This is a genomic window from Novosphingobium kalidii (genome assembly GCF_040534015.1).
GTDB lineage: Bacteria > Pseudomonadota > Alphaproteobacteria > Sphingomonadales > Sphingomonadaceae > Novosphingobium > Novosphingobium kalidii.
Map to the genome: position 1 here is coordinate 520,728 of NZ_JBEWLY010000008.1, position 24,091 is coordinate 544,818.

The 24,091-nt window shown below is 62.7% G+C and carries 21 protein-coding genes and 3 tRNA genes; 13 read left to right on the forward strand and 11 right to left on the reverse strand.

Annotated elements, in window-relative coordinates:
* Positions 1–74: 74 nt before the first annotated feature.
* On the forward strand, positions 75–407 hold the full coding sequence (locus tag ABVV53_RS05625) for a chorismate mutase (protein ID WP_353983392.1): 333 nt from the start codon (positions 75–77) through the stop codon (positions 405–407).
* Here the strand turns inward: ABVV53_RS05625 and ABVV53_RS05630 are convergent.
* The 3 genes from ABVV53_RS05630 to ABVV53_RS05640 form a co-directional block, all read right to left on the reverse strand.
* Positions 404–1,720, reverse strand: a complete 1,317-nt coding sequence (locus tag ABVV53_RS05630; protein WP_353983449.1) for a sensor histidine kinase — start codon at positions 1,718–1,720, stop codon at positions 404–406. The two genes, ABVV53_RS05625 and ABVV53_RS05630, sit on opposite strands and share 4 nt — an antisense overlap.
* 88 nt (positions 1,721–1,808) lie before the next feature.
* On the reverse strand, positions 1,809–2,486 hold the full coding sequence (locus tag ABVV53_RS05635; protein WP_353983393.1) for a response regulator transcription factor: 678 nt from the start codon (positions 2,484–2,486) through the stop codon (positions 1,809–1,811).
* Positions 2,487–2,565: 79 nt separating this feature from the next.
* Positions 2,566–2,874 carry a PepSY domain-containing protein gene (locus tag ABVV53_RS05640; RefSeq protein ID WP_353983394.1) on the reverse strand — a complete coding sequence of 103 codons (309 nt, stop codon included), beginning with the start codon at positions 2,872–2,874 and terminating at the stop codon, positions 2,566–2,568.
* Between the two features lie 132 nt (positions 2,875–3,006).
* Between ABVV53_RS05640 and ABVV53_RS05645 the strand changes: the two genes are divergently transcribed.
* Positions 3,007–4,815, forward strand: a complete 1,809-nt coding sequence (locus ABVV53_RS05645) for an ABC-F family ATP-binding cassette domain-containing protein (RefSeq protein ID WP_353983395.1) — start codon at positions 3,007–3,009, stop codon at positions 4,813–4,815.
* Positions 4,816–4,846: 31 nt separating this feature from the next.
* Here ABVV53_RS05645 and ABVV53_RS05650 read toward each other — a convergent pair whose 3' ends face one another.
* A complete protein-coding gene (locus tag ABVV53_RS05650; protein ID WP_353983396.1) occupies positions 4,847–6,652 on the reverse strand; it encodes a DUF885 domain-containing protein in 1,806 nt (601 codons plus the stop codon).
* A gap of 177 nt (positions 6,653–6,829) precedes the next feature.
* Here ABVV53_RS05650 and ABVV53_RS05655 point away from each other — a divergent pair, with 177 nt between their 5' ends.
* Both ABVV53_RS05655 and ABVV53_RS05660 read left to right on the forward strand, forming a co-directional pair.
* On the forward strand, positions 6,830–7,402 hold the full coding sequence (locus tag ABVV53_RS05655; protein ID WP_353983397.1) for a helix-turn-helix transcriptional regulator: 573 nt from the start codon (positions 6,830–6,832) through the stop codon (positions 7,400–7,402).
* A 4-nt stretch (positions 7,403–7,406) separates the two neighbouring features.
* Positions 7,407–8,630 carry a glycosyltransferase gene (locus ABVV53_RS05660; protein ID WP_353983398.1) on the forward strand — a complete coding sequence of 408 codons (1,224 nt, stop codon included), beginning with the start codon at positions 7,407–7,409 and terminating at the stop codon, positions 8,628–8,630.
* A 20-nt stretch (positions 8,631–8,650) separates the two neighbouring features.
* Here ABVV53_RS05660 and secF read toward each other — a convergent pair whose 3' ends face one another.
* The 3 genes from secF to yajC are packed head-to-tail and all read right to left on the reverse strand — an operon-like array spanning position 8,651 to position 11,612.
* Complete coding sequence (gene secF / locus ABVV53_RS05665) at positions 8,651–9,631, reverse strand: protein translocase subunit SecF (RefSeq protein WP_353983399.1); 981 nt, start codon at positions 9,629–9,631, stop codon at positions 8,651–8,653.
* 14 nt (positions 9,632–9,645) lie between these two features.
* Positions 9,646–11,253, reverse strand: a complete 1,608-nt coding sequence (secD, locus tag ABVV53_RS05670; RefSeq protein WP_353983400.1) for a protein translocase subunit SecD — start codon at positions 11,251–11,253, stop codon at positions 9,646–9,648.
* Positions 11,254–11,276: 23 nt separating this feature from the next.
* Positions 11,277–11,612: a preprotein translocase subunit YajC gene (yajC, locus tag ABVV53_RS05675; protein WP_353983401.1), complete on the reverse strand. Its 336-nt coding sequence runs from the start codon at positions 11,610–11,612 to the stop codon at positions 11,277–11,279.
* Positions 11,613–11,821: 209 nt separating this feature from the next.
* On the opposite strand from yajC, the gene ABVV53_RS05680 reads away from it, so the two are divergent.
* Positions 11,822–11,898 (forward strand) — tRNA-Pro (locus ABVV53_RS05680).
* Positions 11,899–12,055: 157 nt separating this feature from the next.
* Here the strand turns inward: ABVV53_RS05680 and ABVV53_RS05685 are convergent.
* Entirely contained in the window at positions 12,056–13,834 is a 1,779-nt protein-coding gene (locus ABVV53_RS05685) for a putative bifunctional diguanylate cyclase/phosphodiesterase (protein WP_353983402.1), read from the reverse strand.
* Positions 13,835–14,014: 180 nt separating this feature from the next.
* On the opposite strand from ABVV53_RS05685, the gene ABVV53_RS05690 reads away from it, so the two are divergent.
* Both ABVV53_RS05690 and aroQ read left to right on the forward strand, forming a co-directional pair.
* Positions 14,015–14,446, forward strand: coding sequence for a 3TM-type holin (locus ABVV53_RS05690; protein WP_353983403.1), 432 nt, complete (start codon positions 14,015–14,017; stop codon positions 14,444–14,446).
* A 47-nt stretch (positions 14,447–14,493) separates the two neighbouring features.
* Positions 14,494–14,964, forward strand: a complete 471-nt coding sequence (gene aroQ, locus ABVV53_RS05695; protein ID WP_353983404.1) for a type II 3-dehydroquinate dehydratase — start codon at positions 14,494–14,496, stop codon at positions 14,962–14,964.
* A gap of 58 nt (positions 14,965–15,022) precedes the next feature.
* Here the strand turns inward: aroQ and ABVV53_RS05700 are convergent, their stop codons facing one another.
* A complete protein-coding gene (locus tag ABVV53_RS05700) occupies positions 15,023–15,301 on the reverse strand; it encodes a hypothetical protein (RefSeq protein WP_353983405.1) in 279 nt (92 codons plus the stop codon).
* A gap of 35 nt (positions 15,302–15,336) precedes the next feature.
* A complete protein-coding gene (locus ABVV53_RS05705; RefSeq protein ID WP_353983450.1) occupies positions 15,337–15,801 on the reverse strand; it encodes an Lrp/AsnC family transcriptional regulator in 465 nt (154 codons plus the stop codon).
* Positions 15,802–16,038: 237 nt separating this feature from the next.
* Here ABVV53_RS05705 and ABVV53_RS05710 point away from each other — a divergent pair, with 237 nt between their 5' ends.
* From ABVV53_RS05710 to ABVV53_RS05735, 6 genes are all read left to right on the forward strand, one after another.
* The gene (locus tag ABVV53_RS05710) at positions 16,039–17,724 is read left to right on the forward strand and encodes a sensor histidine kinase (RefSeq protein ID WP_353983406.1); all 1,686 of its coding nucleotides are present in this window, start codon (positions 16,039–16,041) and stop codon (positions 17,722–17,724) included.
* Positions 17,725–17,782: 58 nt separating this feature from the next.
* Positions 17,783–18,790, forward strand: coding sequence for a polysaccharide deacetylase family protein (locus tag ABVV53_RS05715; RefSeq protein WP_353983407.1), 1,008 nt, complete (start codon positions 17,783–17,785; stop codon positions 18,788–18,790).
* Between the two features lie 79 nt (positions 18,791–18,869).
* Positions 18,870–18,945, forward strand: a tRNA-Ile gene (locus tag ABVV53_RS05720).
* 23 nt (positions 18,946–18,968) lie between these two features.
* Positions 18,969–19,045, forward strand: a tRNA-Pro gene (locus tag ABVV53_RS05725).
* Positions 19,046–19,774: 729 nt separating this feature from the next.
* Positions 19,775–20,947 (forward strand): family 43 glycosylhydrolase, encoded by a 1,173-nt coding sequence (locus ABVV53_RS05730; protein WP_353983408.1) that lies wholly within the window; start codon positions 19,775–19,777, stop codon positions 20,945–20,947.
* Positions 20,948–21,100: 153 nt separating this feature from the next.
* The gene (locus tag ABVV53_RS05735) at positions 21,101–22,618 is read left to right on the forward strand and encodes a hypothetical protein (RefSeq protein ID WP_353983409.1); all 1,518 of its coding nucleotides are present in this window, start codon (positions 21,101–21,103) and stop codon (positions 22,616–22,618) included.
* A gap of 170 nt (positions 22,619–22,788) precedes the next feature.
* Here the strand turns inward: ABVV53_RS05735 and ABVV53_RS05740 are convergent, their stop codons facing one another.
* Positions 22,789–24,018, reverse strand: coding sequence for an ROK family transcriptional regulator (locus ABVV53_RS05740; protein WP_353983410.1), 1,230 nt, complete (start codon positions 24,016–24,018; stop codon positions 22,789–22,791).
* Between the last annotated feature and the right edge of the window lie 73 nt (positions 24,019–24,091).

Below are 24,091 nucleotides of genomic sequence, written 5' to 3' on the forward strand. Positions count from 1 at the left end.
GGGCATGAGCGCGCGAAGGCAAGCGCAAAGCCGTGAGTGGCGCTGCCCTTGCGACCATGCTAGCGGCTGCGCACATGAGCGAGCCCCTCACCCGCCCCGGCGATAATGCCGAAAACGCCTCCGACCCTGTTCTGGCCGGATACCGTGCAAGCATCGATAACATCGACGCGGCACTGATACATATCCTGGCGGAGCGCTTCCGGATCACCCAGGCCGTCGGCGCCTACAAGGCGCAGACCAGCTTGCCGGCGTCAGACCCCGGCCGCGAGGAGCGCCAGATCGCCCGCCTCCGAAAGCTGGCGGAAGACGCGCAGCTCGATCCCGACTTCGGAGAAAAGTTCCTGCGGTTCATCATCGACGAGGTGATCCGCCATCACGAGCGGGCGAAGGCGAAGAGCGGAAGTTAGCCGATCGCGCGCGGCAGCCGCAGCCGGACGAGCAGACCGCCAAGATCTTCGCTCTCATCGAGTTCCACGGTTCCGCCGTAGATCTCCACAACGTCCCGAACGATCGCGAGCCCGAGCCCGGTACCAGGCTTGCCGGTATCGAGCCGCGCGCCCCGGTCGAAAATGCGCGTGCGCTCGGCAAGCGGTATTCCCATGCCGTCGTCCTCGACCCAGATTTCACACCAGCGGGGGTCCTCGCCCTCATCGACGCTGACGAAAACGCTGCCGCCCCCGTACTTTGCCGCGTTCTCGATCAGGTTGCCGAGGATCTCTTCCAAATCCTGCTTTTCCAAGGCAACTTGCACGTCGTGATTGCCGGCAAGGTCGAAACGGGCAGCCCCGTAAAGCCGCTCCACCGCCCGTAGCACTGCTTCGAGGCTGGGCCATACGTCCGCGCGGGAGAGACCCGCCGCACGGCGGCCTACTGCCCGCGCCCGCGCCAGGTGATGATCCACTTGCCGCCGCATGACGGCGGCCTCCCGTATGACAGTATCCGCCAGATCCGGCGCGCGCGCCGTGGCGGCGTTCATCACCACTGTCAGCGGCGTCTTGAGCGCGTGGGCGAGATTGCCGGCGTGCGTGCGCGCCTCCTGCGCCTGGCGATCGGTGTGCTCCAGCAGCGCATTCAGTTCCTCGACGAGCGGCTGCACTTCCTGCGGCAGCGGCTCCGTCATCCTCGCGGCACCGGTGGTGCGCAACCGACGAATGGCCTTTCGCACATGACGCAAGGGAAACAGCCCGTACCACGTCTGCAGGCCGGCCATCGCAAGCAGCCCCAGGCCCAAGCCCAAGAAGCTGTAGACGAGGATGGAACGGATCGACTTGATCTGCTCGTCCACGGCGTCGCGGCTTGCGGCAACGGTGAACATCCACTGCGTATTGCTGCCCGGCAGGATGATCGAGCGTTCCATTACACGCAATGGCTCGCCAGGGAACTGAGCGCTGTCGTAGACGTGAACTTGCGAGTCGAAGTGCTCAGCATGCACCTCAAGTGTCCGGTCCCACAGCGAGCGGGATGGAAAATCCTCGTGTCCCGGCCCGCGAATTTGCCAGTAGAGCCCGCTATTGGGCTCGAGAAAGCGCTGGTCGCCGAGAGGCCGGTTGAAAAAGACCTCGCCATCAACTCCGATTTCGGCAGACCCGATCATGCCGGTCAGCATGTAACCGAGCTGCTCGTCGAAGTTGTTTATGACTTGGCTGGTCAGCATCCGGTCGAGCGCAACGCCGCCGCCCAGCAGCAGAATCGATATCCACCCCGCCGCGATCAGCATCATGCGCCGCGCGAGCGAGCCTGTTGCCGGCACGCGCACGGGCTCAGCCGGCGCAACGCCGGCGTTCACCCCGGGGGGCGACAAGTCCGCGTCAGCCTCGCGGCGCGTCAGCGGGATCGTCGAGGCTGTAACCGAGGCCACGGATGGTGGTGATGACGTCTGCACCCAGCTTCTTGCGGATGCGCGTGACAAAGACCTCGATCGTGTTCGAATCGCGGTCGAAATCCTGATCGTAGATGTGCTCGATCAGTTCGGTGCGGCTGACCACCTTGCCCTTGTGGTGCATGAGGTAGGCCAGCAGCTTGTACTCCTGCGCCGTCATCTTCACCGGCTCACCGGCAAGAGTGACGCGGCCCGAGCGGGTGTCGAGCCGGACGTTGCCGGCGATCAGTTCGCTCGATGTATTTCCGGAAGCACGACGGATAAGTGCTCGCAACCGCGCAATAAGTTCTTCCGTCTGGAAAGGCTTGGCGAGATAGTCGTCGGCGCCGGCGTCAAGGCCAGCGACTTTGTCAGACCAGGAATCGCGCGCTGTCAGCACCAGGACCGGAAAGTTGCGGCCTTCCTTGCGCCACATGCCGAGGACGGTCAGTCCGTCGATCTCGGGCAGGCCGAGGTCGAGGATGACTGCATCGTAATCCTCCGTGGAGCCGAGAAAGTGCCCGTCCTCGCCATCGGTCGACAAGTCGATGGCATAGCCGTGCTGCTCAAGCGTGTTCTTAAGCTGGTTGCCGAGCGTGGGTTCATCCTCGACGATCAGGATGCGCAAGTTCGTCTCTCCCTTAGGTGCCGGGTTGAAATGGGCCGAATGCACGCAATGGTCAAGAAAGCCCACCGTTCCCGTTCGCCTAGCGGGTACGTCCGATGATGCGGCCCGACCTGGCATCCACATCGACGAAGAATACCCTGCCGTTCTGGATGAACTTCAGTCTGTAAGCCATCGCTGCTGGATCATATTCCGGGCCCAGGTACTGCATGCCGGACATCTGCGGCAGCACGTTTTGCTCGATTTCGCGAAGCGACCGCACGTTGCCCGCGCGGCGTTCCTTGCGCATCTCTCCCTGTTCGCTACCCGGCGCCGCATGAGCGGGCACCGATGCAGCGGCGACGAAGGAAGCGGAGAGCGCCATCGCGCAGCAGACAGTTGAACGTTTCATGTTGACCCCGCAGTTACGCCCGCCCCCTTGAACCCGCCGTGAATACAGCAAGGTGGACGTTCATCTGTGACATTCGCGCCACATCACCCACTGAGCTTGCCACGGACGCGCACGCGCCGCTAGGGCCTGCTGATGGCAACTGCACCAATCCTCAGCTGGGAAGGTCTCGGGCTAATTCAGGGCTCCGGCTGGCTGTTCCAAGACCTCGACCTCAACGTCCAACCGCGCGACCGGCTCGCGCTGATCGGCCGCAACGGCGCAGGCAAGACAACGCTTCTTAAGCTCATCGCCGGACAGGTTGAGGCGGACAAGGGGACACGCTCGGTGCAGCCGGGCATCAAGGTCGTGACGCTTGAGCAGGACCCATTCTTCACCGGTTACGACACCCTGCTCGACTTCACGCTTTCTGGCGACGACGCGCCGCCCCGCTACGAAGTGGAAGCCATCGCCGACCAGTTGGGCATCGACTTGTCGCGCGAGGCCGACAGCGCCTCGGGCGGTGAGCGGCGCCGCGCCGCCTTGTGCCGCGCGTTGGCCATGGACCCCGACCTGCTGCTGCTGGACGAGCCGACCAACCACCTCGATCTCGCCGCGATCGAATGGCTGGAAAGCTGGCTTCAGCGTTATAACGGCGCATTCGTGGTCATCAGCCACGACCGCACGTTCCTGACGCGGCTGACGCGCTCGACGCTGTGGCTCGATCGCGGAGCGCTGCGGCGCAAGGACGTGGGGTTCGGCGGCTACGATGCCTGGGAAGAGCAAGTCTACGCCGAGGAAGCTCGGGCGGCTGACAAGATGGACGCCAAGCTCAAGATCGAGGCGCACTGGCTGGAACGCGGTGTCACCGCGCGCCGCAAGCGCAATCAGGGCCGGCTCGCCAAGCTGTGGGAGATGCGCGCGGCGCGTGCCGCCATGATGGGCCCGCAGGGCGCCGCGAAGCTCAAGATCGAGAGTGACGGGAGCAAGACCAAGTCGGTCATCGTCGCCGAGCATGTCACCAAGCGGTTCGACACGCCCGACGGCGGGTCGCGCACGATCATCAAGGATTTCAATCTGCGCATCCAGCGGGGCGACCGGATCGGTCTGGTCGGCGCCAATGGCTCGGGCAAGACAACGCTGCTCAAGATCCTGATGGGCGAACTGGAGCCTGACGAAGGTACGGTCGCGCTGGCCAAGACGCTGCAGGCAACTGTAATCGACCAGCAGCGCAGCCTGATGTCGCCAGAGAAAAAGATCCGCGACGTCATTGCCGAAGGCGGCGACTGGATTGACGTGCGCGGGGTGCGCAAGCACGTGCAGGGCTATCTCAAAGAATTCCTGTTCGACCCCGGCATGGTCGAAGCCAAAGTCGGCACCCTGTCAGGCGGTGAGCGCTCCCGCTTGCTGCTGGCGCGTGAATTCGCCCGCGTTTCGAACCTGCTCGTGCTCGACGAGCCGACCAACGATCTCGATCTGGAAACGCTGGACCTGCTGCAGGAAGTGATCGCGGACTACGACGGGACGGTGCTGATCGTCAGCCATGACCGTGACTTCCTGGACCGCACGGTGACGGTGACGCTCGGGCTGGACGGGTCGGGCCATGTGGACGTGATTGCGGGTGGCTACGCCGATTGGGAGGCCAAGCGGCGCGAACGCACAGCCGCCCGCAAGGCCGCGGCAAAGCCTGCTGACCAGACGCGCGAGACGGTGATGCCGGCCCCGGCCAGTGGTCGAGTCAAGCTCTCCTATAAGGACCAGCGCGACTACGAGTTACTTCCGAAGCGTATCGAGGAACTCGACGTCGCGATCGCGCGCAACGAGCAGACCCTCGCCGATCCAGAGCTCTACACGCGCGACCCCGCCCGCTTCGCCAGTCTTACCGCCTCCATCGAGAAGGCCCGAGCTGAGAAGGACGCAGCTGAGGAACGCTGGCTGGAGCTGGCGGCTGCAGTGGAGGGCTGACGCCAGCCAGCCCTCCCGCACTCCTAGTGCGCTAAACCTTCAAGCGCTGCGCGATACGCTCGTCGACGCGCCGCTCCAGCATCTCCAGTGGCATCAGGCCTTCCTTCAGCACGTCATGAAACCAGGCCAGGCTGAATTTTTCACCTAGTCTGGCCTGCGCGCGCTGACGCAACTCGGTCCACTTGTTGTGGCCGATCTTGTAGCTGCAGGCCTGGCCGGGCTGAGTGCAGTAGCGCTCCACCTCGCGCTGACTACGAGCTGGGCTGAAGCCGACCGTCTCCACCAGATATTGAGTCGCCTGCTCCCTGCTCCAGCGCTGGGAGTGGATGCCGGTGTCGACCACGAGCCGAGCCGCACGGAACAGAAAGGACTGCAGGTAGCCCGCCTTCTCCAGTCCGCTGTAGCCGCCGAGTTCGTCTGCAAGCTGCTCTGCATAGAGCGCCCACCCTTCACCGTAGGCAGAGATGAACAAGGTGCGCAGGAACAGGGGCACCTCGCCGCTCGTCCCAGCGTAGCTGAGCTGTAAGTGGTGTCCTGGAACGCCCTCGTGGAACGTCAGGGAGGGCAGCTGGTACTTGGGCCAGTCCGCGGTATCCTTGAGGTTGATCCAGTAAATCGCCGGACGCGAGCCATCGAGCGGCGCGCGATAGTAGTAACCGTTCGACGCACCATCCTGGATTTCGGGCGGAACCCGCCGGATCTCGAGCGGCTCGTCAGGAACGGCGCTGAAGGCTCTGGGTAGCAGGCTCTTCATCTGGTTTACGCTTTGATTGAGGCTGGCGATCATCGCCGCCCTGCCTTCATCAGTGTTCGCGTATAGCTGCTCGGGAGCGGCGTTCAGCGCCGCCAAGCGTTCGCCAACCGTCGCGCCTTTGTACCCGGCGGCGTCGAGTAGGTTCGTGAGCTGACCGCCGATATCGGCAACCTGCTCAAGGCCGATTCGGTGAACTTCATCGGGCGACAAGTCCGTTGTGATGCTGTCCTTCAAAGCCGCAGCATACATCGCATCGCCGTTCTTGAGGCGCCAGACGCCGTCGCCTGCGGGCGTGGTTGCGCGTAGCTGCTGCATCAGCGCCATCTGCCGGTCGAGCGCGGGGTAGACCTCGCTTTCGATGATCCGGGCGGCACGATCCGCCCAATCGCCGGGGATGCCCTTCTCCTGCGTGCGGCGCACCAGCGAGGCGACCATGGTGCTGTCCGCTGCAGTCGGTTCGCGCAGCTTGCGCATCTGACCGAGCGTCAGGTCGATGGACCAGGCCGGCGCTACGACGCCGCGCGAGGCGATCTGCCGCTGATAGGCGGTATCGTCGTCGAGCGACTGACGGAATGCGGAGAGGCGGGACAGATAAGCTTCGGCGTCCTGCTGCGTTTCGATGGTGTGCTGGGTATTCAGGAAGTCCGGTATGCCGAAGTAAGCGCCACCCTGCTGGAATATCCGGTAGGGACGGCGGATGGAATCCAGCTGAAACTTTTCGGCCACCAGACGCTGCTCGAGCATGTACATGGCGACATCACGCTGCAAGCGAGCCGTTTCGCTCAACCCGGCAGGCGCGATGGCCTGCAACTCTCGCAGAGACCTTCGAGCATGCGCGAGACGCTTGGCACGTCCGGCGGGACTATCGTCGTCGAGCCGGAACTTGAGCGCGGCCCGCTCTCCCTTGTCGAACCCGTAACTCGTGGCGGTCTCGGGCGAGAGATTGATGTCGCCGAAAAAGATCCGGTCCAGTTCCGCCCTCAGCCTCGCGTCACCGCCGGCCTGGGCCATGGCAAGACCCGAATTGAATGCGGCGACACCGACAACGGCGGTGCCTGCGGCCATGAACTCGCGACGTTTCATTATAGCGCTTCTCCAGAGGCTTATGGCCCTGATCCTAGCGGGCTGTTCCATGAAGAAGCAACTGTGGCATCTTGCCTTCCACTTTCATCGTTAACGGCAGTTCTGTCGAGCCTTGCCAAGCCAATCTCGATCGTGGAAAACGAGCAACCATTATGGTTATGCGAAGGCATTGCGTCGATGATTAACCGCATTCGGGATGTCCGGAACCAGAAGGGCATGACGCTCGCGCAAGTTGCCGCTGCTTGCGACCCGCCGACAACTGCGCAAACGATCGGACGGCTCGAGACCGGCATGCGCAACCTCTCGCTGATCTGGATGAACCGCATCGCCGCCGCACTTGAGGTTGAGCCTGAAGTCCTGCTGCGGAGCGAAACATCGGGTGAACCGCAGATCACTGCCGTGCTCACCCGGACCGGCGTCGAAGCGCCGCATGGCGCCACCGATGCGCTTCTTCCGACATCTCTTGCCGGCGACGGAGCCTTGCGTGTGCTGATGGTCGAGTCCGCTTGTGGCGAGTACCGCTCGGGAGACCAGGTCTGGCTGCGCGAGTGGCCCTTGGGACAGGCGTCCCGGGCGGTTAACCGTGACGTGCTGGCGCCCCTGCCTGGCGGACGTTTCGCCTTCGGGCGCTTGGCCGACGAGGCGAACGCGCGGGTCAGCATACTGCCGCCGGGCAGTGGGCAGAAGCAGATCGTCATCGAGGCACCCGCATGGCTCGCGGTCGCCGAGATGCTCGTCCGCAAGCTTTAGCCGCATGCGAATTCTTTCGATCGCCACGCTCTTTCCCAATCCAGTAAGGCCCGCGTTCGGGATTTTCGTGGGCAACCAGATGCGGGCGGTGGCAGCGGGCGGAAACGTCGGCCTGGCGATGGTCAGCCCGATCGGAATTCCGCCATGGCCGCTCCGGCTGAAAGGCCCCTATGCGAAAGCGGGTAGCATCCCGGCCGAGAGCGACGCGGCGGGCCTCCCCGTGCATTACCCCCGCTTCAGGCTAATCCCGAAAGTAGGCGGTGATAGCAATCCGGGCCGTATTGGCCGAGCCGTGCTATCCTTGGCGCGCCGACTGCATGCGCAACAGCCGTTCGATCTCGTGGATGCGCAGTTCTTCTTCCCGGACGGCCCGGCCGCGGCGATCGTTGCTCGTGAACTGGGCGTGCCTCTCACGATCAAGGCAAGAGGCGCCGACATTCACTATTGGGGCAGCCGCCCTGCCGCATTGAAGCAGATGCGCGCGGCAGCCGAACAGTCATCAGGCATGCTGGCTGTCAGCGAAGCCTTGCGAGCAGACATGATCGCCCTTGGCATGCCCGCCGACCGCATTGCCGTGCACTACACCGGCCTTGACCGCGAGCGGTTCCATCCCATCGGCCGAGGCGCGGCGCGCGCGCTCGTCTCAGCGATTCCGGAACTCGGCATCTGGAGCGAAGGCCCGCTGCTGGTGACACCGGGCGCGCTTATCGCCCGCAAAGGTCAGCGACTGGCGATGGCTGCTCTTTTACGCCTGCCGCGCGCGCGTCTGGCACTTGCCGGCGCTGGTGAAGACGAAGCAGCGTTGCGTGCCTATGCTCGCGAGTTGGGCGTTGCCGACCGAGTCCACTTCCTCGGACAAGTTGGGCACGACGCGTTGCCGGCACTCCTCTGCGCGGCAGATGCGCTAGTGCTGCCCTCTGCCAGCGAGGGGTTGGCTAATGTCTGGATAGAGGCACTGGCTTGCGGCACGCCCATCGTGGTACCGGACATCGGCGGCGCGCGCGAGATCGTCAAGGATCGCTCAGCGGGTCGTATCGCCGCGCGCGATGCGGATGCGATCGCGGCGGCAGTGATGGATATCCTTGCGGCCCCGCCAACTCAGGAGGCGGTCGCAGCCAACGTCAGCCGGTTCAGCTGGGACCTGAATGCCGAGAACATCGTGCGCTTCTGGCACGATGTTCTAACAGGCCAGCCGATTGCTCAGGCGGCGGAGACCTCCCCCGCCTGAGTTGGCGCCCTTGAGGTGACTCAGCCGCCGCGTTCGCGCGCCAGCCGCTCTTGCTTGTCGGTCGGGCTTTCCTTCGTGACGAAGCTGTCCGAACTTGTGCCCAGCCAGATCAGGATCGGCGCGGCCATATAGATCGAGCTGTAGGTACCGACGAAAATGCCAAGGGTGATGGCAGCGGTCATGCCGAACAGGCTTTCAGGACCGAACAGCAACAGCGGAACAAGCGCGATCAGCAGCGTCGCCGACGTCATCACGGTGCGGGCCAGTGTCTCATTCACAGAGAGGTCGAGCAGTTCCGCCAGCGGCATCTTGCGATACTTCTTCAGGTTCTCGCGGATGCGATCGTAGACCACAATGGTGTCGTTAAGCGAGTAGCCGATGAGCGCCAGGATCGCCGCGATGATCTGAAGACTGAACTCCAGCTGGAGCAACGCGAACAGACCCAGAGTGAGCGAAACGTCGTGCAGCAGCGACAGCAGCGCGCCTACGCCGAATTGCCATTCGAACCGTATCCAGATGTACAGCGCAATCGCCAGCATGGCTGCCAGCAAGGCATAGATCGCCTTGTCGCGGAACTCGCTCGAGACTTTGCCCGACACCGTGTCGATCCCGTCGATGCGAACATCGGGATAAGCCTGGCGAACGGCACTGACGATGCGATTGCTGATTTGCTCGGCTGCGGCCGGATTGCCCTCTACACTCTCCGGAAGTTTGGTGCGGATGGACACTTCATTGGGCGCACCGAAGCGCTGGATAATCGGGTCGCCGTAGCCGAGCCCACCCACCAGTTCACGCAGCTGGCCAATCGGCGCCTCGCGCTGCTGGGTAAAGGTGGCTGCGATTTCCTGACCGCCAGCGAAGTCTACGCCGTAGTTAAGCCCTTTTGTGAACACGAGTGTCCAGCTTGCGATCATCAGCAGCGCGCTGATGACGTAGAACGGGACCCGCCACTTCAGGAAGCGGATGTTGGTGTCCTCGGGGACGAGCTTGAGCAGTTTCATGTCTTCCGTACCCCTCAGACGTTCAGCTCGGTCGGCCGCGCCTTGCGTAGCCAGTCGGCAACCCACATGCGGGTCAGGGTCACGCCAGTGAAGACGCTGGTGAACAGGCCGATGATGAGGACCACCGCAAAGCCGCGTACGGGGCCCGTGCCGAAGATGAACAGCAGCACGCCAGCGATCGCGTTGGTGATGTTCGCATCATAGATAGCGCGGCTCGCCTCCTTGTAGCCGTTCTCCACAGATGCGATGACGCGCCGGCCCTTCTTGCGCTCCTCGCGCATGCGTTCGTAGATCAGCACGTTGGCGTCCACCGCAGCACCGATGGTGAGCACGAAGCCCGCGATGCCCGGCAATGTCAGCGTCGTGTTCATCACCGCCATAATACCGAGGATCATCAGCACGTTGATGATAAGCGCCGCTGTCGCGTAGATGCCGAAGCGGCCATACACGAGGATCATCACCACAACGACGCCCAGCGAGCCGACCGCCATTGCGACCAGGCCCTTGCGAATCGAGTCAGCTCCAAGGTCAGGCCCAACAGTTCGCTCCTCGATGACCGCAAGATCGACGGGCAGCGCACCGGAACGAAGCGAGATCGCAAGCTGCGTCGCCTCCTGAACGGAGAAGTTGCCCGAGATCTGCGCACTGCCACCCAGAATCGGCTCATTGATGTTGGGCGCAGAGAGGACCTTGTTGTCGAGAATGATGGCAAACGGACGATTGACGTTCTCGCTCGTCAGCTTGGCGAAGCGAGCGCCGCCGGCGGTGTTGAAGGTGATGGAGACGACGGGCTGATTGTTCTGAGGATCGAAGGCTTGCTTCGCGTCCGTCAGCTGGTCGCCCTTAATTCCACCCAGACGCTTCACCGCGATGGCGGCCTGACCGCCCTGCTGCTGGCCTTCGGCGAAAGGAAGAATCTCGGACCCCGGAGGCGCGATGCCTCTGGCGATGTCTTCAGGCGAAGCGTTCACGTCAACGAGCTTGAACTCGAGCTTGGCGGTTTGGCCCAGCAGGGTCTTTAGCGCAGCCGGATCCTGCAGGCCGGGCACCTGAACGACAATACGCTCCTCACCCTGACGCAGGATCGTCGGCTCGCGCGTGCCGAGCGCGTCGATACGCCTACGCACCACTTCGACCGCAGTTTCCATCGCGTTGGTGACGGACTGCTCTAGCCCCTCAGCCGTGGGCGTGATCACGAACCGGCTGCCGTCGACCACCTCAATGTTCCAGTCACGAGCACCAGTGAGACCGGCGCCAGACGTCAACGGCATGATTGCCTCCCGCGCGGCATCTACCTGCGCGGGGTTCTTGAGCATGAACGAGAGGCGCCCGTCGCGGCTCGAGATATCGCCGATCCCAATCGAAGGCTCAGCCGCCCGCAGACGCGTACGGACTTGCTCCTCCATGGATTCGAGGCGCTGCTGCGCCACCTGCCGCCTGTCGGCTTCGAGCAGGATATGGCTTCCGCCAGCAAGGTCCAACCCCAGGTTCACGGAGGGACTCGGCAGGGCCGCGGGCCAGGACAGCCCCGCTACCGAAAACAAGGAAGGCAGGGCCGCGAGAACCGCCAGAAGCGTGATCCCCCAGTACCAAACCTTCTTCCAAGTGGGAAAATCGAGCATCGCTGTGAGCGCCCTTCCGCCGGTCAGTCGTTCGCGGGCTTGACGACCGCGGGCGGGTTCACGTCGGTGATCGTGGTCTTCACCGCCTTCACCTTCACGCCCTGCGCAATCTCGATTTCTGCATAATGGTCGTCGACGCGCACCACTTTGCCCACCAGACCGCCGCCGGTGAGCACTTCGTCACCCTTCTTGATCGCGGACAGCTTGGCGCGGTGTTCTTTCTGCTGCTTCATCTGCGGGCGCAGGATGAGGAACCAGAAGATGAGGCCCATCGCCACGAACGGCAGGTAGCTCAGCCAGATGGGAGGCTCACCGGCAGTGCCGGCGGCGGCGAGCAGCGAGAGAACGGAAGTGTGCATGGACAGCGGAACGCCTTTTGTATGATGTCTTGCGAACCGCAGCGCGAAGGGCGCCTAAGCGGCCGCGCGACGGCACTATCAGCGCGCGCGGTTAGCAGTATAGAACGAGGCTGGCAACGCGCCCAACTCAGGCATGGACGGAACTCCAACCGCACATGCGGGTAGCGCTTGCACTCCGCCGCGCGCATGCCTATAGGCGCACCTCCGGTCGGGACGTAGCGCAGCCTGGTAGCGCATCACACTGGGGGTGTGGGGGTCGGAGGTTCGAATCCTCTCGTCCCGACCAATTCACGAAATGATATTTCACGTTGCACCTCCTGCAGCGGTTTTCCGCTTCAGGACGAGCTCGCTATCGGCTGAGCGGCACGTCCCGCAAGCCGAGCCCCGTGCTACCGAGCCCAGCCGATCCGCAGGTGCACGCGTGAGGGCTTACGTGAACTGCGCTAAGCCGCTCTCGTAAGCCCCGCTATCTTGACCGAGAGCGCATCCAGCCAGGCATTGAATGCATCTGCCGCCATCGGCCGACCGAAGAAGAAGCCTTGCGCTTCATCGCAGCCCATCCCGATGAGCAGGTCAACCGCGTCGGCCGTTTCCACCCCTTCGGCGACCACGCGATAGCTCAGATCGTGTGCGAGCGAGATCATCGATCGGACGAGCGTCCTCTCCCGCTCACCTTGCGAGATATCCCGCATGAATGTCCGGTCGATCTTGAGGACGCTGCCGGGCAACTGCTGCAAGTAAGCCAGACTGCTGTGGCCCGTTCCAAAGTCGTCGATCGCAACATGGACTCCGACCTCGACCAATGTGCCGAGTTGGAGCATCGCGTTCGCCACATTGCCCATTACCGCGCTTTCAGTGACTTCAAGCTCCACCCACTCGGGTCGGACATGATGACGGAATAGATGTAGCTGCACTTGTTGGGCGAAGTCGCGATCGTGCAGGTTTACTGCCGAGATGTTGATCGACAGTTGCAGCTCGACACCGGCCGCACGCCACTTCGCCAACTGCGCAAGAGCAGCATCCAGCACCCACTTGGTAGTAGGCCCAATCAGGGATGTCTGCTCGATCACCGGCATGAACTCCGCAGGTGAGATCGACCCCAGTTCAGGATGCTGCCAACGGAGCAGCGCTTCGGCCCCGACGCACTCGCCTGTCACAAGATCCATGCGCGGCTGGAAAGCCAAGCTAAGCTGCTCGTCATCGTTAAGAGCATCGTTGAAGTCGTTCAGGATGCGAAAACGCCGTTGATGCGTGCTGTCGGCCGATGGCGAGTAGAAGCTCACCAGCGATGAGTGGGCCCGTGCCTCCAGGGCTGCAGTATGCGCGGTCCTGAGAACAGTAGCAGGAGGCGTCTCGCCAGTGATGAACGGCGCCACCCCGATGCTGGCTGTCGGCGCGAAGCGATTGCCCGACGTCCCGCGCGAGTGCAGAGACTCTTCCCTGATGTAGCTCAGGTATTCCACCTCATGGGCGCCTGCGGGCGCGAGGAACGCGAATTGCGTGGCGGCGACATGGTAAACGGTGCGCCCCGGCCCCAGTTTCGCGCACAGCACGCGAGCTGCGTCCATCACGATCTGCTCGAGATAGATGGCCCCGATCACGCGCATCCCGTCGCTGAGTTGTTCGTGCGGAGCAAGATCAATCAGCGTGACGAGCCGCTGCTCGCCTGGACGCTCATGGCCGAGGTCGGCCAGATCATCGAGAAATTGATTCCTGTTCGGCAAGCCGCTGAGAGGATCCAGCCTTCCGAACGCATGCTGGAGTTCGATCTGCGCCATGACCATTCCGGCCAGATCCGAAAGTGCGTTCATCTCGTCGTCCGTGGCCTCTCGCGGCTCGGTTCCAAGTACGCAGAGGGCGCCGAGGCCATGCCCGTCGCGCGTGGTCAAAGATGCGCCGGCATAAAATCGGATACCCTGCTCTGCCAGAATGCTGTTGCGGTAGCAGCTGCTGGCATGAAGATCGGGGATCAGGACCGTGTTTGTTGTCTCGGCCACCTCGGCGCAGGGCGCCTTGTGCCGGGGAATCGAGAAATGAGTGATCCCCACCCGAGATTTGAACCACTGCCGATCCCTGTCGGTCAGCGAGACAGCGGCGATGGGAAGCCCGAAAATTTGACTGGCCATGCGCGTAATTCGATCGAAGCTTTCGCTAGGATCTGTATCGAGCAAGTTCAGCCGGTGTAGAGCCTCCAGACGGGCCTCTTCATCATTTAGATGCATAAACTTTCCTTCGGCCAAGACCGTAGCGGCCTTGGCTTAAGCAATATCTAAGACGCGCGGATTGTCCGTTCCGATCACTGCCTCTGCGCTCACTTGCAAGCAGAGGCGCAGCGTCATTCCGCTTTCCTACACTAGCCCATATGGTTAAACCAGAAGCCCTACTCTTTGGAGAGATCACGTATGGCACTCTGGACGCCGCAATCCTCTGTCGAAGCGCACATCGTCCATCTCTCGACCCTGATCGACCGCGTGACTCTGGATCCCGATGCTCGGCTGAAAGCCAAGCTCGAGCTTGCGCAGCTGGACCGCTCACCTGAGCTGACACCGGGGCAAAGCAAAGCTGTCTCGGCTCTGCCAGAGGCGCTCGCAGACGATCCTTGGACGCGCCGAGCACGACCGACGTTCCTCTATGTCATCTACGCTATGCTCTTGTCCGCCCTCCCCGTCGGGATTGTCGCCGCGATCAGTCCGGCGACCGCCGCTGCTATCGCGGCAGGCGTGCGTGCTTACTTGGAAGCGCTGCCCGAACCTCTCTACGCGCTCTTCGGCACCGGCTACCTTGGATACGCAACCCTGCGCCAGTGGGGTAAAGCAAAGGAACGTGAGCGCTGAACAGCCGCGCCCATGCTCACTGCCTTGCGCCCGAACGGGGGTCGTCTATGCAGGCGCATGGCTTTGGGGGAGTGAAAGCGGTGTCGGAAAAGCTGATCCTGGTGCTCAACGGACCGAACCTGAACCTGCTCGGGAAACGCGAACCCGGCATCTACGGCTCCGCGACTCTCGATGACATCGCCAAGGCACTTGAGGAGCGTGCAACAGCTCTGGAGCTGACGATAGAAACGCGCCAGTCCAACCATGAGGGTGCACTGGTGGATGGCTTGCACGAAGCGCAGGCGCGCGGGGCGCATGCCGTATTGCTGAACGCGGGGGCCTATACCCACACGTCGATCGCCCTGCTCGACGCCATCCGAGCCATCGATGTGCCGGTGATCGAGGTCCACCTGTCGAACCCCCATGCACGCGAGGCGTTTCGCCACACGTCCTGGGTCGCGCTCGCCGCCAAAGGGACCGTAGCGGGCTTCGGCGCGGACAGCTACTTGCTTGCGCTGGAAGCCGCAGCGCGGCTGTAGACTGCCGGCCCTCTACGCCTGCCCCACGCGCGGGTGAGTGCGACTACGACGTCGCAGCTCAAAAAACTCCTACGGCTCCGTCCGCCCAGATCACGAGCAATCCGCCCAGCAGGCCGGTTATCGTGATGCCGCGTGTGCGACGATTAGCGATGCGCCTAACGAACAGTTCATATGTGAGCGCACATAGAGCCAGGAGAAACGCCGCCGCCCCGAAATCGGATGCAGTCCAGGTGACTTCACGGGTGAACTGCATGGCAACGAAGGGCATGGTCAAAAGGATAACGATGGCCGACCCTATGATCTTGCGCCTTCTGGCATCCTGCACACGACCACGCATGCTTGCAGCAGATGGCGGTGCGGAGCTTCGCGCGGTCATTCCAGGGGGACACCCGGCACACTTTTCGCGGTGCGAATCGTGAGAGACGTCTTCACGCTGTCGACATTCGGCGCCGGAGTGAGCTTGGAAGTCAGGAACTCCTGGAAGCTCTGCAAATCGCGGCTCACGATCTTGAGAATAAAGTCGATTTCACCATTCAGCATGTGGCACTCGCGAACCTCTGGCAATCCGCGCATGTGGTCTTCGAAGGCGCGCAATGCCTCCTCCGCCTGGCTCTTGAGACTCACCAAGGCGAAAACCGTGATGGTAAACCCCAACTTCGATGCGTCGAGGTCGGCATGGTAGCCTTGAATCACTCCGGCCTCTTCAAGGCTACGGACGCGGCGCAAGCACGGGGGAGCGGTGAGCCCGACCCGGTGCGCGAGCTCAACGTTGGTGATCCGTCCTTCCCGCTGCAGCTCGACGAGCAGCCGGCGGTCGATTTCATCCAGATTAATCATGGGCATGATTGCCGCGCCTCACTTTACCCCGGCTCATTAGCCGAGAAATATCCACATACGCTTCTTCGTGGCGAAGAAATATTATTGTTCACTAGCGCAATTGTCCCGCTTTGCAACGCCGCGCCCGAGCCGCTTTGCAGCGATCCGGCGTTTGCTAGGGACGGCAGCAGTCCCGACGTGGCCCGTCAGGACCGGACCTGCCGCGGCAATATCGACCGCGCGCCTCGCGGAGCCTTGATGCACTTTGATGATCGCCTTGCCACCGTGCTGCGGCAACCGGTTTCCGGTCCGGTCATTGCGCGCATCCAATTTCGGCAGTTGATCGATCTTCTTGGGCAAGAGAGCACCACTGCAGAGGAAAGTCCGGCGTACGCCGAGGCGCACATACGCTTGGATGAACTTGCCGCCCTCATTCCCGCCGCGCAGCGCGCTCAGATCCTTCGTGAGCCAATGATGCGCCTGGCCAACCCTGACCTTGTCGCCCGCTTGGCAGCTGCGGAACCTGAGGTTGCCAGCGCCGCAATGGCAGCCGCGGACCTGTCGGAGCAAGAATGGCTGGCGCTCGTGCCTTCTCTGCCGGTGCGTGCGCGGGGCATTCTGCGCCATCGCAGCAAGTCCAGCCCCGCTGTGGAAGCACTGCTTGAACGCCTCGGCATTGCCGATCGGGGTCTGCCTCCTGCAGAGAGCGCGACAGAGCGGCCAAGTCGTCCTGAATTGCCTGGTCGTCCTGAATTGATCGTGGTCGAAGGAGGTGCCAGCACCGAGCCGCGTCCTAAAGACGACAGCTCAGCTGGCATCGGCGCCCTTGTGCAGCGGATCGAGGCCTTTCGCAAAGCGCGCGGGACTACCGGCGGGACCGGCGCTGTCGATACGTCGCACCTGTCGCCGGAGGCCAGTAGGATTTCACGCGCGGCCGTACTCGCGCTCGACTTCACCACGGACTCGGAAGGGCGGGTAAACTGGGCGGAGGGTCCACTCGCCCCTGGACTCATCGGCTACCATTTCGCGGGCTTACACGCCGATGAGGAAACCGTGCGGCTTCGGACCGCTATAGGCGAGCGCCAGCCACTGGCGCAGATGTTGTCGCTTTCGGGGGGCCCCGCTCTTGCAGGCAGTTGGCGAATCGACGCCCTGCCCCGCTTCAGCCAGCCGGATGGACGCTTCATCGGTTATGCCGGACGCCTGCGTCGCGCTGCCGGTGGCGCTCAGCCCCGCAACGATGCCACAGGCGAGGCCGACAGCATGCGCCAGATCCTGCATGAGTTGCGCACGCCTGCCAATGCTATCCAAGTTGCTGCCGAGATCATCCAGCAGCAACTCTATGGCACCGCTCCGCACGAGTACCGCGCGCTCGCTGCCGCCATCGCCGGAGACACTGCCCAGGTCCTAGCCGGATTCGACGAACTCGACAGGCTGGTGAAGCTGGAGGCTGGCGCCCTGCCGTTGGCGGAGGGGGAGTGTGATCTCGCCTCCCTCGTGACTGAGACGATTGCCCGCCTCCGCGCCTGGACGGCACCGCGCGGCAGCGGCTTCGCACCGGCGACGACGTCCGAGGCACTGCCAGTCGCCGTCGAGCAGCAAGAAGCAGCCCGGCTCGTCTGGCGCCTTCTCGCTACCCTGGCCGGGGCAACCGCGCCGGGCGAAGTGCTGAAACTAAGCGTCGAATATGGCGCCGGGCATGCGGTGCTCGCCGTCGATCTCCCGCGATCGCTGATGGAGCGAATGGACGCGTCGCCCACGGTGGCCCAGCCTTTTGAACCTGTTCGATCGCTCTCGGCAGGGATGTTCGGCCTCGGCTTCACCCTGCGCCTGGCCGTTGCCGAAGCGGCTGGTGCTGGAGGAAGCCTGGTGCGCGTGGGCTCCCAGCTTGAGCTCACCCTTCCTCGCTTGACCACCACCGCGCCAGGGCATACCCACGCCTGATCACGTCATCATCAAACCGCGGGCAGGCGGCAGTGACAGTCATCATTGGGGGAACACGTTGCCGGGTCCGAACCTGCTGGATCGCCCCCTTGCGCCTGACTACGTCAGCTTCGGAAGCGATTTCGGCCAGCGCTTTCTCGTAACCGTCGATACCGAAGAGGAGTTTGACTGGAGTGCACCGCTCGACCGCGAGCGGCACACCGTAGAAACGATTCCCGCGCTGCATACGTTCCAGAAGTTCTGTGAGAGCTTCGGCGTCGTCCCTGTCTACCTCATCGACTACCCCATTGCCCAGTCTCCTGCTGCGGTGGATGCGATCGGCACTGCGGTTGCGGACGGCAAGGCCGAGGTTGGCGTACAGCTTCATCCTTGGGTCAACCCTCCATTCTCCGAAGAAGTTACGCAGTTCAACAGCTATGCCGGCAATCTGCCGGTGGAGCTCGAACGCGAGAAGTTTCGCATTCTGCGCGAGGCGATCAAGGCGCAGTTCGGCAAGCCCCCCCTCATTTACCGCGCAGGGCGTTACGGGCTGGGTCCCCACACAGCAGATATTCTCCAGGAAAACGGCATCGCCATCGACACGTCGGTGCGCGCCATGTTCGACTATAGTGGGTCAGGCGGTCCCAACTATCGCGACCACCCCCTGCGGCCGTACTGGGTCGATCGCGACAGCAATCTGTTCGAACTTCCGCTAACGACGGTCTTCTGGGGGCCTCTGCGCCAACTCGGCAAGGTGATCTACCCCCACCTCTGGCGCACGCCCTCGGTTCGCGGGATGCTGTCTCGCGCGGGCTTGCTTGAGCGCATTCCGCTTACGCCCGAAGGCGTCACCGCCGAGGAAGCGGTGCGGGGTATCGACATTGCACTCGATGAGGGGCTGCCAATCCTTGTGCTGTCATTCCACAGCCCCTCCCTCGCCCCCGGCTATACGCCATACGTGCGCAACGAGGCCGATCTGGAGAAGCTGTACGGCTGGTGGCGCACAGTTTTCGCGCATTTGAGCCGCCGTGGCATAGCCGCCACGTCGGTTGCGCAAATCATGGCGTGCGTAGAGCTTGCGCAGTGAGCGCGCACAAGCTAACGAGCCTTCACCCGGCGGGGCGCAAGCGCCGCGGGGACCGGCTGGTTCGTCTTGGGGCGGCGCCGGGCCTGTAGCTCAGCGGTTAGAGCTGGCCGCTCATAACGGCTAGGTCGCGGGTTCGAATCCTGCCGGGCCCACCACCGCTTTGGTGGAGAAGCACAGTCGGGGAGTGGCGCAGTCTGGTAGCGCGCCTGCTTTGGGAGCAGGATGTCGCAGGTTCGAATCCTGTCTCCCCGACCATTTCTCTTATCCGTTAAGAAGCTGCGCTTTCCCGCGGTTTCTGCCATGTGGCCGCTCCTTGGTGCGACGGCTATGTGCAACGATCAAGTGCCGCTTCTAGATTTTCGCGTCGCTCGCGGAGCCGGTGCGCCGATGGCGCTCCTCCACCATTTTCAACTGACGATGCCAAGCCGCGCCCGGTCGCCGCAAAGCAGAACGGCTGTACGCATGAGACCCGTGCCCAATGCGAATCGCACTGCATGGTGCGGTCCGCTTCCTGCTGAACAGCTTGGCACCTGATGAAGCGAAATCGGCAGCGTTAGGTAAACCTGAGCTTCCTTGCTGCAAGGGAGTGGATGCCGATAATCGGGCATCGACCTCACCGTTCCGCACCTAGAGCGGCAGGTGCTCCTGCTTAGTCTTGAAGAACTAGAATGACCAGCCAAGTTCTAGCGCGGCCATGGCGGCGGACTTCCGGCGACCGGACTCGCGAAGGTAGGTTCCTGGCTTCAGCGCAGATGCCGAAAGGGAGACTTGCAAACCCTTTGCGGCGGCCCATTCGGCTAGGCTCGTGCGAGCCTTGGTCATTATCTCGCACTAGATCGGTCAGCCTGTCTTCTGCTGAGAGCTCTTGCTATCGGGAGCGGAAAACTGGATAGTTCCACGATGATTGGACGAGTTTATCGTGGGCCCGAAGGCGGCTATTCAGGTTCTTCTTCCACCCAAGCAAAACATCAATTGGTCAACCGAATGGATCGGCGCACCGTGATCGCCGCCGGGGCTGCCCTTAGCGGCCTCGCGCTGAGCGGTTGCGCAACGATGAGCTCGGACCCAAAAAGCCGCCAGCAGTCCATCAGGCCGGGCGAGCTCTGGTTGGACACAGCAGGCAAGCCGATCCAGGCACATGCGGGCGGCTTGATCGCGGTCGGCGACGATTTCTACTGGTATGGCGAGAACAAGGAATTCACCGACGGCAAGCAGGGCATCGAAAGTTGGGGCATCCGCTTCTATCGCTCGCGTGACCTCTACAACTGGGAAGACCTCGGTGCGCTGATCGCACCGGACACAAGCGACCCCACCTCCCCGCTCAGCCCCAAGGTCTTTCCTGAGCGGCCCCACATCCTATTCAACCCGCGCACGCGCAAGTTCGTGTGCTGGATCAAGATCAGAGGCATGGGCCCCAAGCAGTTCCGCACTGTGATGACGGCTGATCGCATAACTGGTCCATGGAAACTGGTGCATCGCGAACTGCGCCCGCAGGGGATGCCCGCCGGCGACTTCGACCTGCTCGTCGACGAGAAGAGCGGCAATGGCTTCATGTATTTCGAACGCGACCACAAGGATGTGGTCTGCATTGAACTGACAGACGACTGGACGGACGTGACGGATCGCTTCAGTTCGCACTTTCCGCGCAAGACGCCCGAGGTGCGTGAAGCAATCGCCTGCTTCCAGCGCGAAGACCGCATATACATGACCTCATCGGGAATGACTGGTTACTTTCCTAACCCGTCTGAAGTGGCGGTAGCGCGCGATCCGCACGGCCCCTTTGAGCTTCTGGGTGACCTGCATCCCACCGATGCTTCGCGCACGTCGTTCGCCTCGCAGATCAGCTATATTTTCAAGCATCCGCACAAGCGTGACCTCTACATCGCCCTCGCTGATCGCTGGTTTCCCGACGTTGTAGATGATCCTCGCTTCGCCAGCGGTCGCCTCTCCGAACTGGTGCGTGGTGCTATCATCAAAGCCACCGGCACACCGCGACAGCCACTGACCGAGGAAGAGCGCGGTGTAGTGATGAAAGCGGCAGCATTGACTGACGTTAACACGTCGATCTCGCGCTATGTATGGCTTCCGATCCTCTTCCGCGATGGACGGCCGACAATCGAATGGCGCAACGAGTGGCGGATCGAAGAATTCGCCTGATGATTCAGGCGAGCCATTGCCTGAACCGCCGTTAGCAGGAATAGTAACAAGGCGCTGGCCTGAACGAACGAGTGAGCCGTTCCGAAGGGAAGCGCACGTGCGCTTAAGAACCGGGCGGCATACGACCGCTAAGGGTAGAGGTAGATTTTCAACATGCGCAGGAAGTTCGTCGCCGTCTCCGCAGCAGCGCTGCTAGCCAGTTGCGCGACCGTCCCGGATGATAGCGGCCCATTGTCATTGTTGGCGCGGGTTGGCGAAGTCGACGAGCGCTTTTTGTCGTACAACGTTGAGATGGTGGAAGTGACCGGCGGCCGTTTCTGGCGGCCATACGGTGCGAGCGGGGCGGATCGCTATGAGTACCGGCCAGCGTTGGACTTGTCTGATGCGAAGTTGCGCCGGCTGGCAGCGGCTTTGGGACCGGCCTATGTGCGTGTGAGCGGCACCTGGGCAAACGCTACCTGGTTTGCTGACGCCGACCAAGCTCCGCAAAAGGTGCCCGCAGGCTTCGACACCGTTCTGACAAGGGATCAGTGGCGTGGTGTGGTCGACTTCGCCAAGGCCGTAGATGGCAAGATCGTCACCTCCGTCGCTACCAGCCCCGGCACCCGCAATGCGAAGGGTGAATGGCAGCCGGACACGGCGGCGCGCCTCTTTGACTACACGCGCTCGATCGGCGGCGAGATCGCAGCGACCGAGTTTGCCAATGAGCCTAACATGCTGTGGCTGACCCAGCCGCCGGCCGGCTATACCGGCGAGGCCTATCGTCGCGATTATGCCCGCTTCGCTGGTTGGCTGCGTGAAGCTTCGCCGAACACCGCGCTGCTAGCTCCCGGGATCGCCGAGCTGGGTGAGCCGACCCGAACGATGGCGCGGCGGAATCAGGAGCGCAAGATCCTCGAAGGAGAGGAACTGATCACTGCGAATTCGCCCCGGCCGGATGCGTTCTCCTTCCATTTCTACGGCGGTGCATCAGTGCGCTGCGGCGGCGGCGCGATGGGAATGACGCTCCAAAACGCGCTTTCGCCGCAATGGCTAGACAGCATCGATACTGCAATTGCGCGCGTGGCTAAATTGCGCGATCAGACAGCGCCGGGCGTGCCCTTGTGGAACACCGAATCAGCGGAAAGTTCGTGCGGGGGAAATCCGTGGGCCGCCACCTTCGCCGACAGCTTCCGCTTTGTCGACACTCTCGGCCGCTCCGCACGGCAGGGCGTCAGGGTCTATATTCACAACACACTCTCCGCCTCCGACTACGCGCTGCTCGACGAACACGGAAACGTACCGCGCCCGAACTACTGGGCCGCGCTCTTGTGGAAGCGGATCATGGGCACCACGGTCCTGGCGCCGCCTACCGCCCCCGATCAGAACCTGCGAATCTACGCGCACTGCTCCGTAAAGGGCGCAGGAGGCGTATCGCTCGCTGCGGTGAACACCGGCGACAGCCCCGTCAGTATCCCGATCGGCGCAAGGGCACAGGCCTGGGTGCTGGAGCGGCCGGCTGGCGCTCCTCTCGACACCAAGGACATCCGCATCAATGGACGCAAGCCGTGGGCTGATGATGCCGGCAACTTGCATGGTCTCGAAAGCGTCGGCGTCATGAACGACGTGTCTGTTCCCGCGCAGTCTATAGCGTTCGTTATGATCCCAGGCGCGCGGAACGCCAGTTGTTGACCGGAGGCTCGCGCCTTGGTGGTGTGAGCCCCTCTCCTGGCCATGCGAGCTCTCGAGACTTGCATGAGGCTGCTGCGGCGCATCGCGTGCTGCTCAATAGGATCGCAACCAGGCGCTCGTCACCGGCGAGGATAGTGCGTGCTCCCGCACCGGGAGGTGACGCTTTGGGTTCAGACGGGTTCTGGCTTGCGGGCTGGTCCAAGATAGGCCTTCTCGAGCGCTAAGGCTGCCATGCCCTTCCACTGCCAATCCTTGCTTGTGGTGGCGAAACTTACACGTGTGTTGCGCAGGAAAGCGGGAAGTGCGAGCGCGTCCAAATTGTCTTGAAAGGTCGCCATGGTGAGCTTGCGATAACGTTCGTCCGGCACCAGGATAATGATTGACCCGGGGTCGGCGGCGTTGACATGGTCAGCCACAATCCTGCCAAGATGCTCGCCGGCAGTTTTTAATGCGTCGAGCGCTTCGGGGTGGCCCTGTTCGGCATCGTCTAAAAGCCGTGCGAACCGCTCGTCCACAACCTCCAGTGGAGGAAGCCTGCTCGCGTGCCATTCCTCGGGATGCATCACTAGTCCCGCGATCGAACAGTAAGCGCTCACGCAGCCCAAAGCGCCGCAGAAACAGGGCTTGGCCTCAGATCCGTATGCGGTCTTCGCGTGGCCAATTTCGGGTGTGAACCCGTGCGCTCCAGTGCGTGGCATGCCGCCGGCATAGCGGGCTGAGCTGAGTACATACCCGACGCGGAACAGGGTAAAGTCGTCGTGCTCCTGCGCACAGCCGAACCAGTGTTCTCCCCGCACCAGGCAATTGGCGTTGTTTTCTACGGTGACTGGCAAATTCAGCCGCTCCGCAAGCATATCGGCCAGAGGCACCGGATCGGAAGCGACCGTCAGCATCTGGTGCACCACGCCGGTCCGATCGTCGACGAGAGCGGGCACTGCGAGCCCCACATGAGCAATCGTCCGCGGCACGATCGTGCTGGTCACGATAGCGCGATCCAATTCGTCGCATATTCGCTGGGCAAACTGCGCCAGCGTCGGGAAAACAGGGATCGGCGTTCGCGCCGTGAAAAGCTCGCGCCCGGTCAAATCCACAAAAGCGGTTTGCAGCTCGCCCCGTTCGGACAGCCTGGCTCCGACCACGACCGGTCCGGCTGCATCGATCTCGAGATAAGTTCGTGGTCGCCCCTTGCCGGTTCCTGCGGCTCTTTGCTCGACGATCAAACCACGTGCGACCAGATCTGAGGTAACCGCAGTGATCGTGCCGGCCGACAAGCCGGTAAGGCCGGGCAAGTCCTTGCGCGAAATCCGCTTATCACGACGCAGCGCTTTAAGGACCGCGAGCGTCGTTCTTGCGGCGTGCGGCCTCTGTCCCGTCGCGGCTGTGTCAGTGATTTTGTTCATTGCATGAAACATATTGACGCATGCGCGGGACCAAGCAACTCTCCTGCGCACGCCGAGCATAAGACTCGCGCAA

Coding starts and splice junctions, on each gene's coding strand:
- ABVV53_RS05625 (WP_353983392.1), top strand. CDS start 75: ATGAGCGAGCCCCTCACCCGCCCCGGCGATAATGCCGAAAACGCCTCC.
- ABVV53_RS05630 (WP_353983449.1), bottom strand. CDS start 1,720: ATGATGCTGATCGCGGCGGGGTGGATATCGATTCTGCTGCTGGGCGGC.
- ABVV53_RS05640 (WP_353983394.1), bottom strand. CDS start 2,874: ATGAAACGTTCAACTGTCTGCTGCGCGATGGCGCTCTCCGCTTCCTTC.
- ABVV53_RS05645 (WP_353983395.1), top strand. CDS start 3,007: ATGGCAACTGCACCAATCCTCAGCTGGGAAGGTCTCGGGCTAATTCAG.
- ABVV53_RS05650 (WP_353983396.1), bottom strand. CDS start 6,652: ATGAAACGTCGCGAGTTCATGGCCGCAGGCACCGCCGTTGTCGGTGTC.
- ABVV53_RS05655 (WP_353983397.1), top strand. CDS start 6,830: ATGATTAACCGCATTCGGGATGTCCGGAACCAGAAGGGCATGACGCTC.
- ABVV53_RS05660 (WP_353983398.1), top strand. CDS start 7,407: ATGCGAATTCTTTCGATCGCCACGCTCTTTCCCAATCCAGTAAGGCCC.
- secF (WP_353983399.1), bottom strand. CDS start 9,631: ATGAAACTGCTCAAGCTCGTCCCCGAGGACACCAACATCCGCTTCCTG.
- secD (WP_353983400.1), bottom strand. CDS start 11,253: ATGCTCGATTTTCCCACTTGGAAGAAGGTTTGGTACTGGGGGATCACG.
- yajC (WP_353983401.1), bottom strand. CDS start 11,612: ATGCACACTTCCGTTCTCTCGCTGCTCGCCGCCGCCGGCACTGCCGGT.
- ABVV53_RS05685 (WP_353983402.1), bottom strand. CDS start 13,834: ATGCATCTAAATGATGAAGAGGCCCGTCTGGAGGCTCTACACCGGCTG.
- ABVV53_RS05690 (WP_353983403.1), top strand. CDS start 14,015: ATGGCACTCTGGACGCCGCAATCCTCTGTCGAAGCGCACATCGTCCAT.
- aroQ (WP_353983404.1), top strand. CDS start 14,494: ATGCAGGCGCATGGCTTTGGGGGAGTGAAAGCGGTGTCGGAAAAGCTG.
- ABVV53_RS05700 (WP_353983405.1), bottom strand. CDS start 15,301: ATGCGTGGTCGTGTGCAGGATGCCAGAAGGCGCAAGATCATAGGGTCG.
- ABVV53_RS05705 (WP_353983450.1), bottom strand. CDS start 15,801: ATGATTAATCTGGATGAAATCGACCGCCGGCTGCTCGTCGAGCTGCAG.
- ABVV53_RS05710 (WP_353983406.1), top strand. CDS start 16,039: ATGCACTTTGATGATCGCCTTGCCACCGTGCTGCGGCAACCGGTTTCC.
- ABVV53_RS05730 (WP_353983408.1), top strand. CDS start 19,775: ATGGATCGGCGCACCGTGATCGCCGCCGGGGCTGCCCTTAGCGGCCTC.
- ABVV53_RS05735 (WP_353983409.1), top strand. CDS start 21,101: ATGCGCAGGAAGTTCGTCGCCGTCTCCGCAGCAGCGCTGCTAGCCAGT.
- ABVV53_RS05740 (WP_353983410.1), bottom strand. CDS start 24,018: ATGAACAAAATCACTGACACAGCCGCGACGGGACAGAGGCCGCACGCC.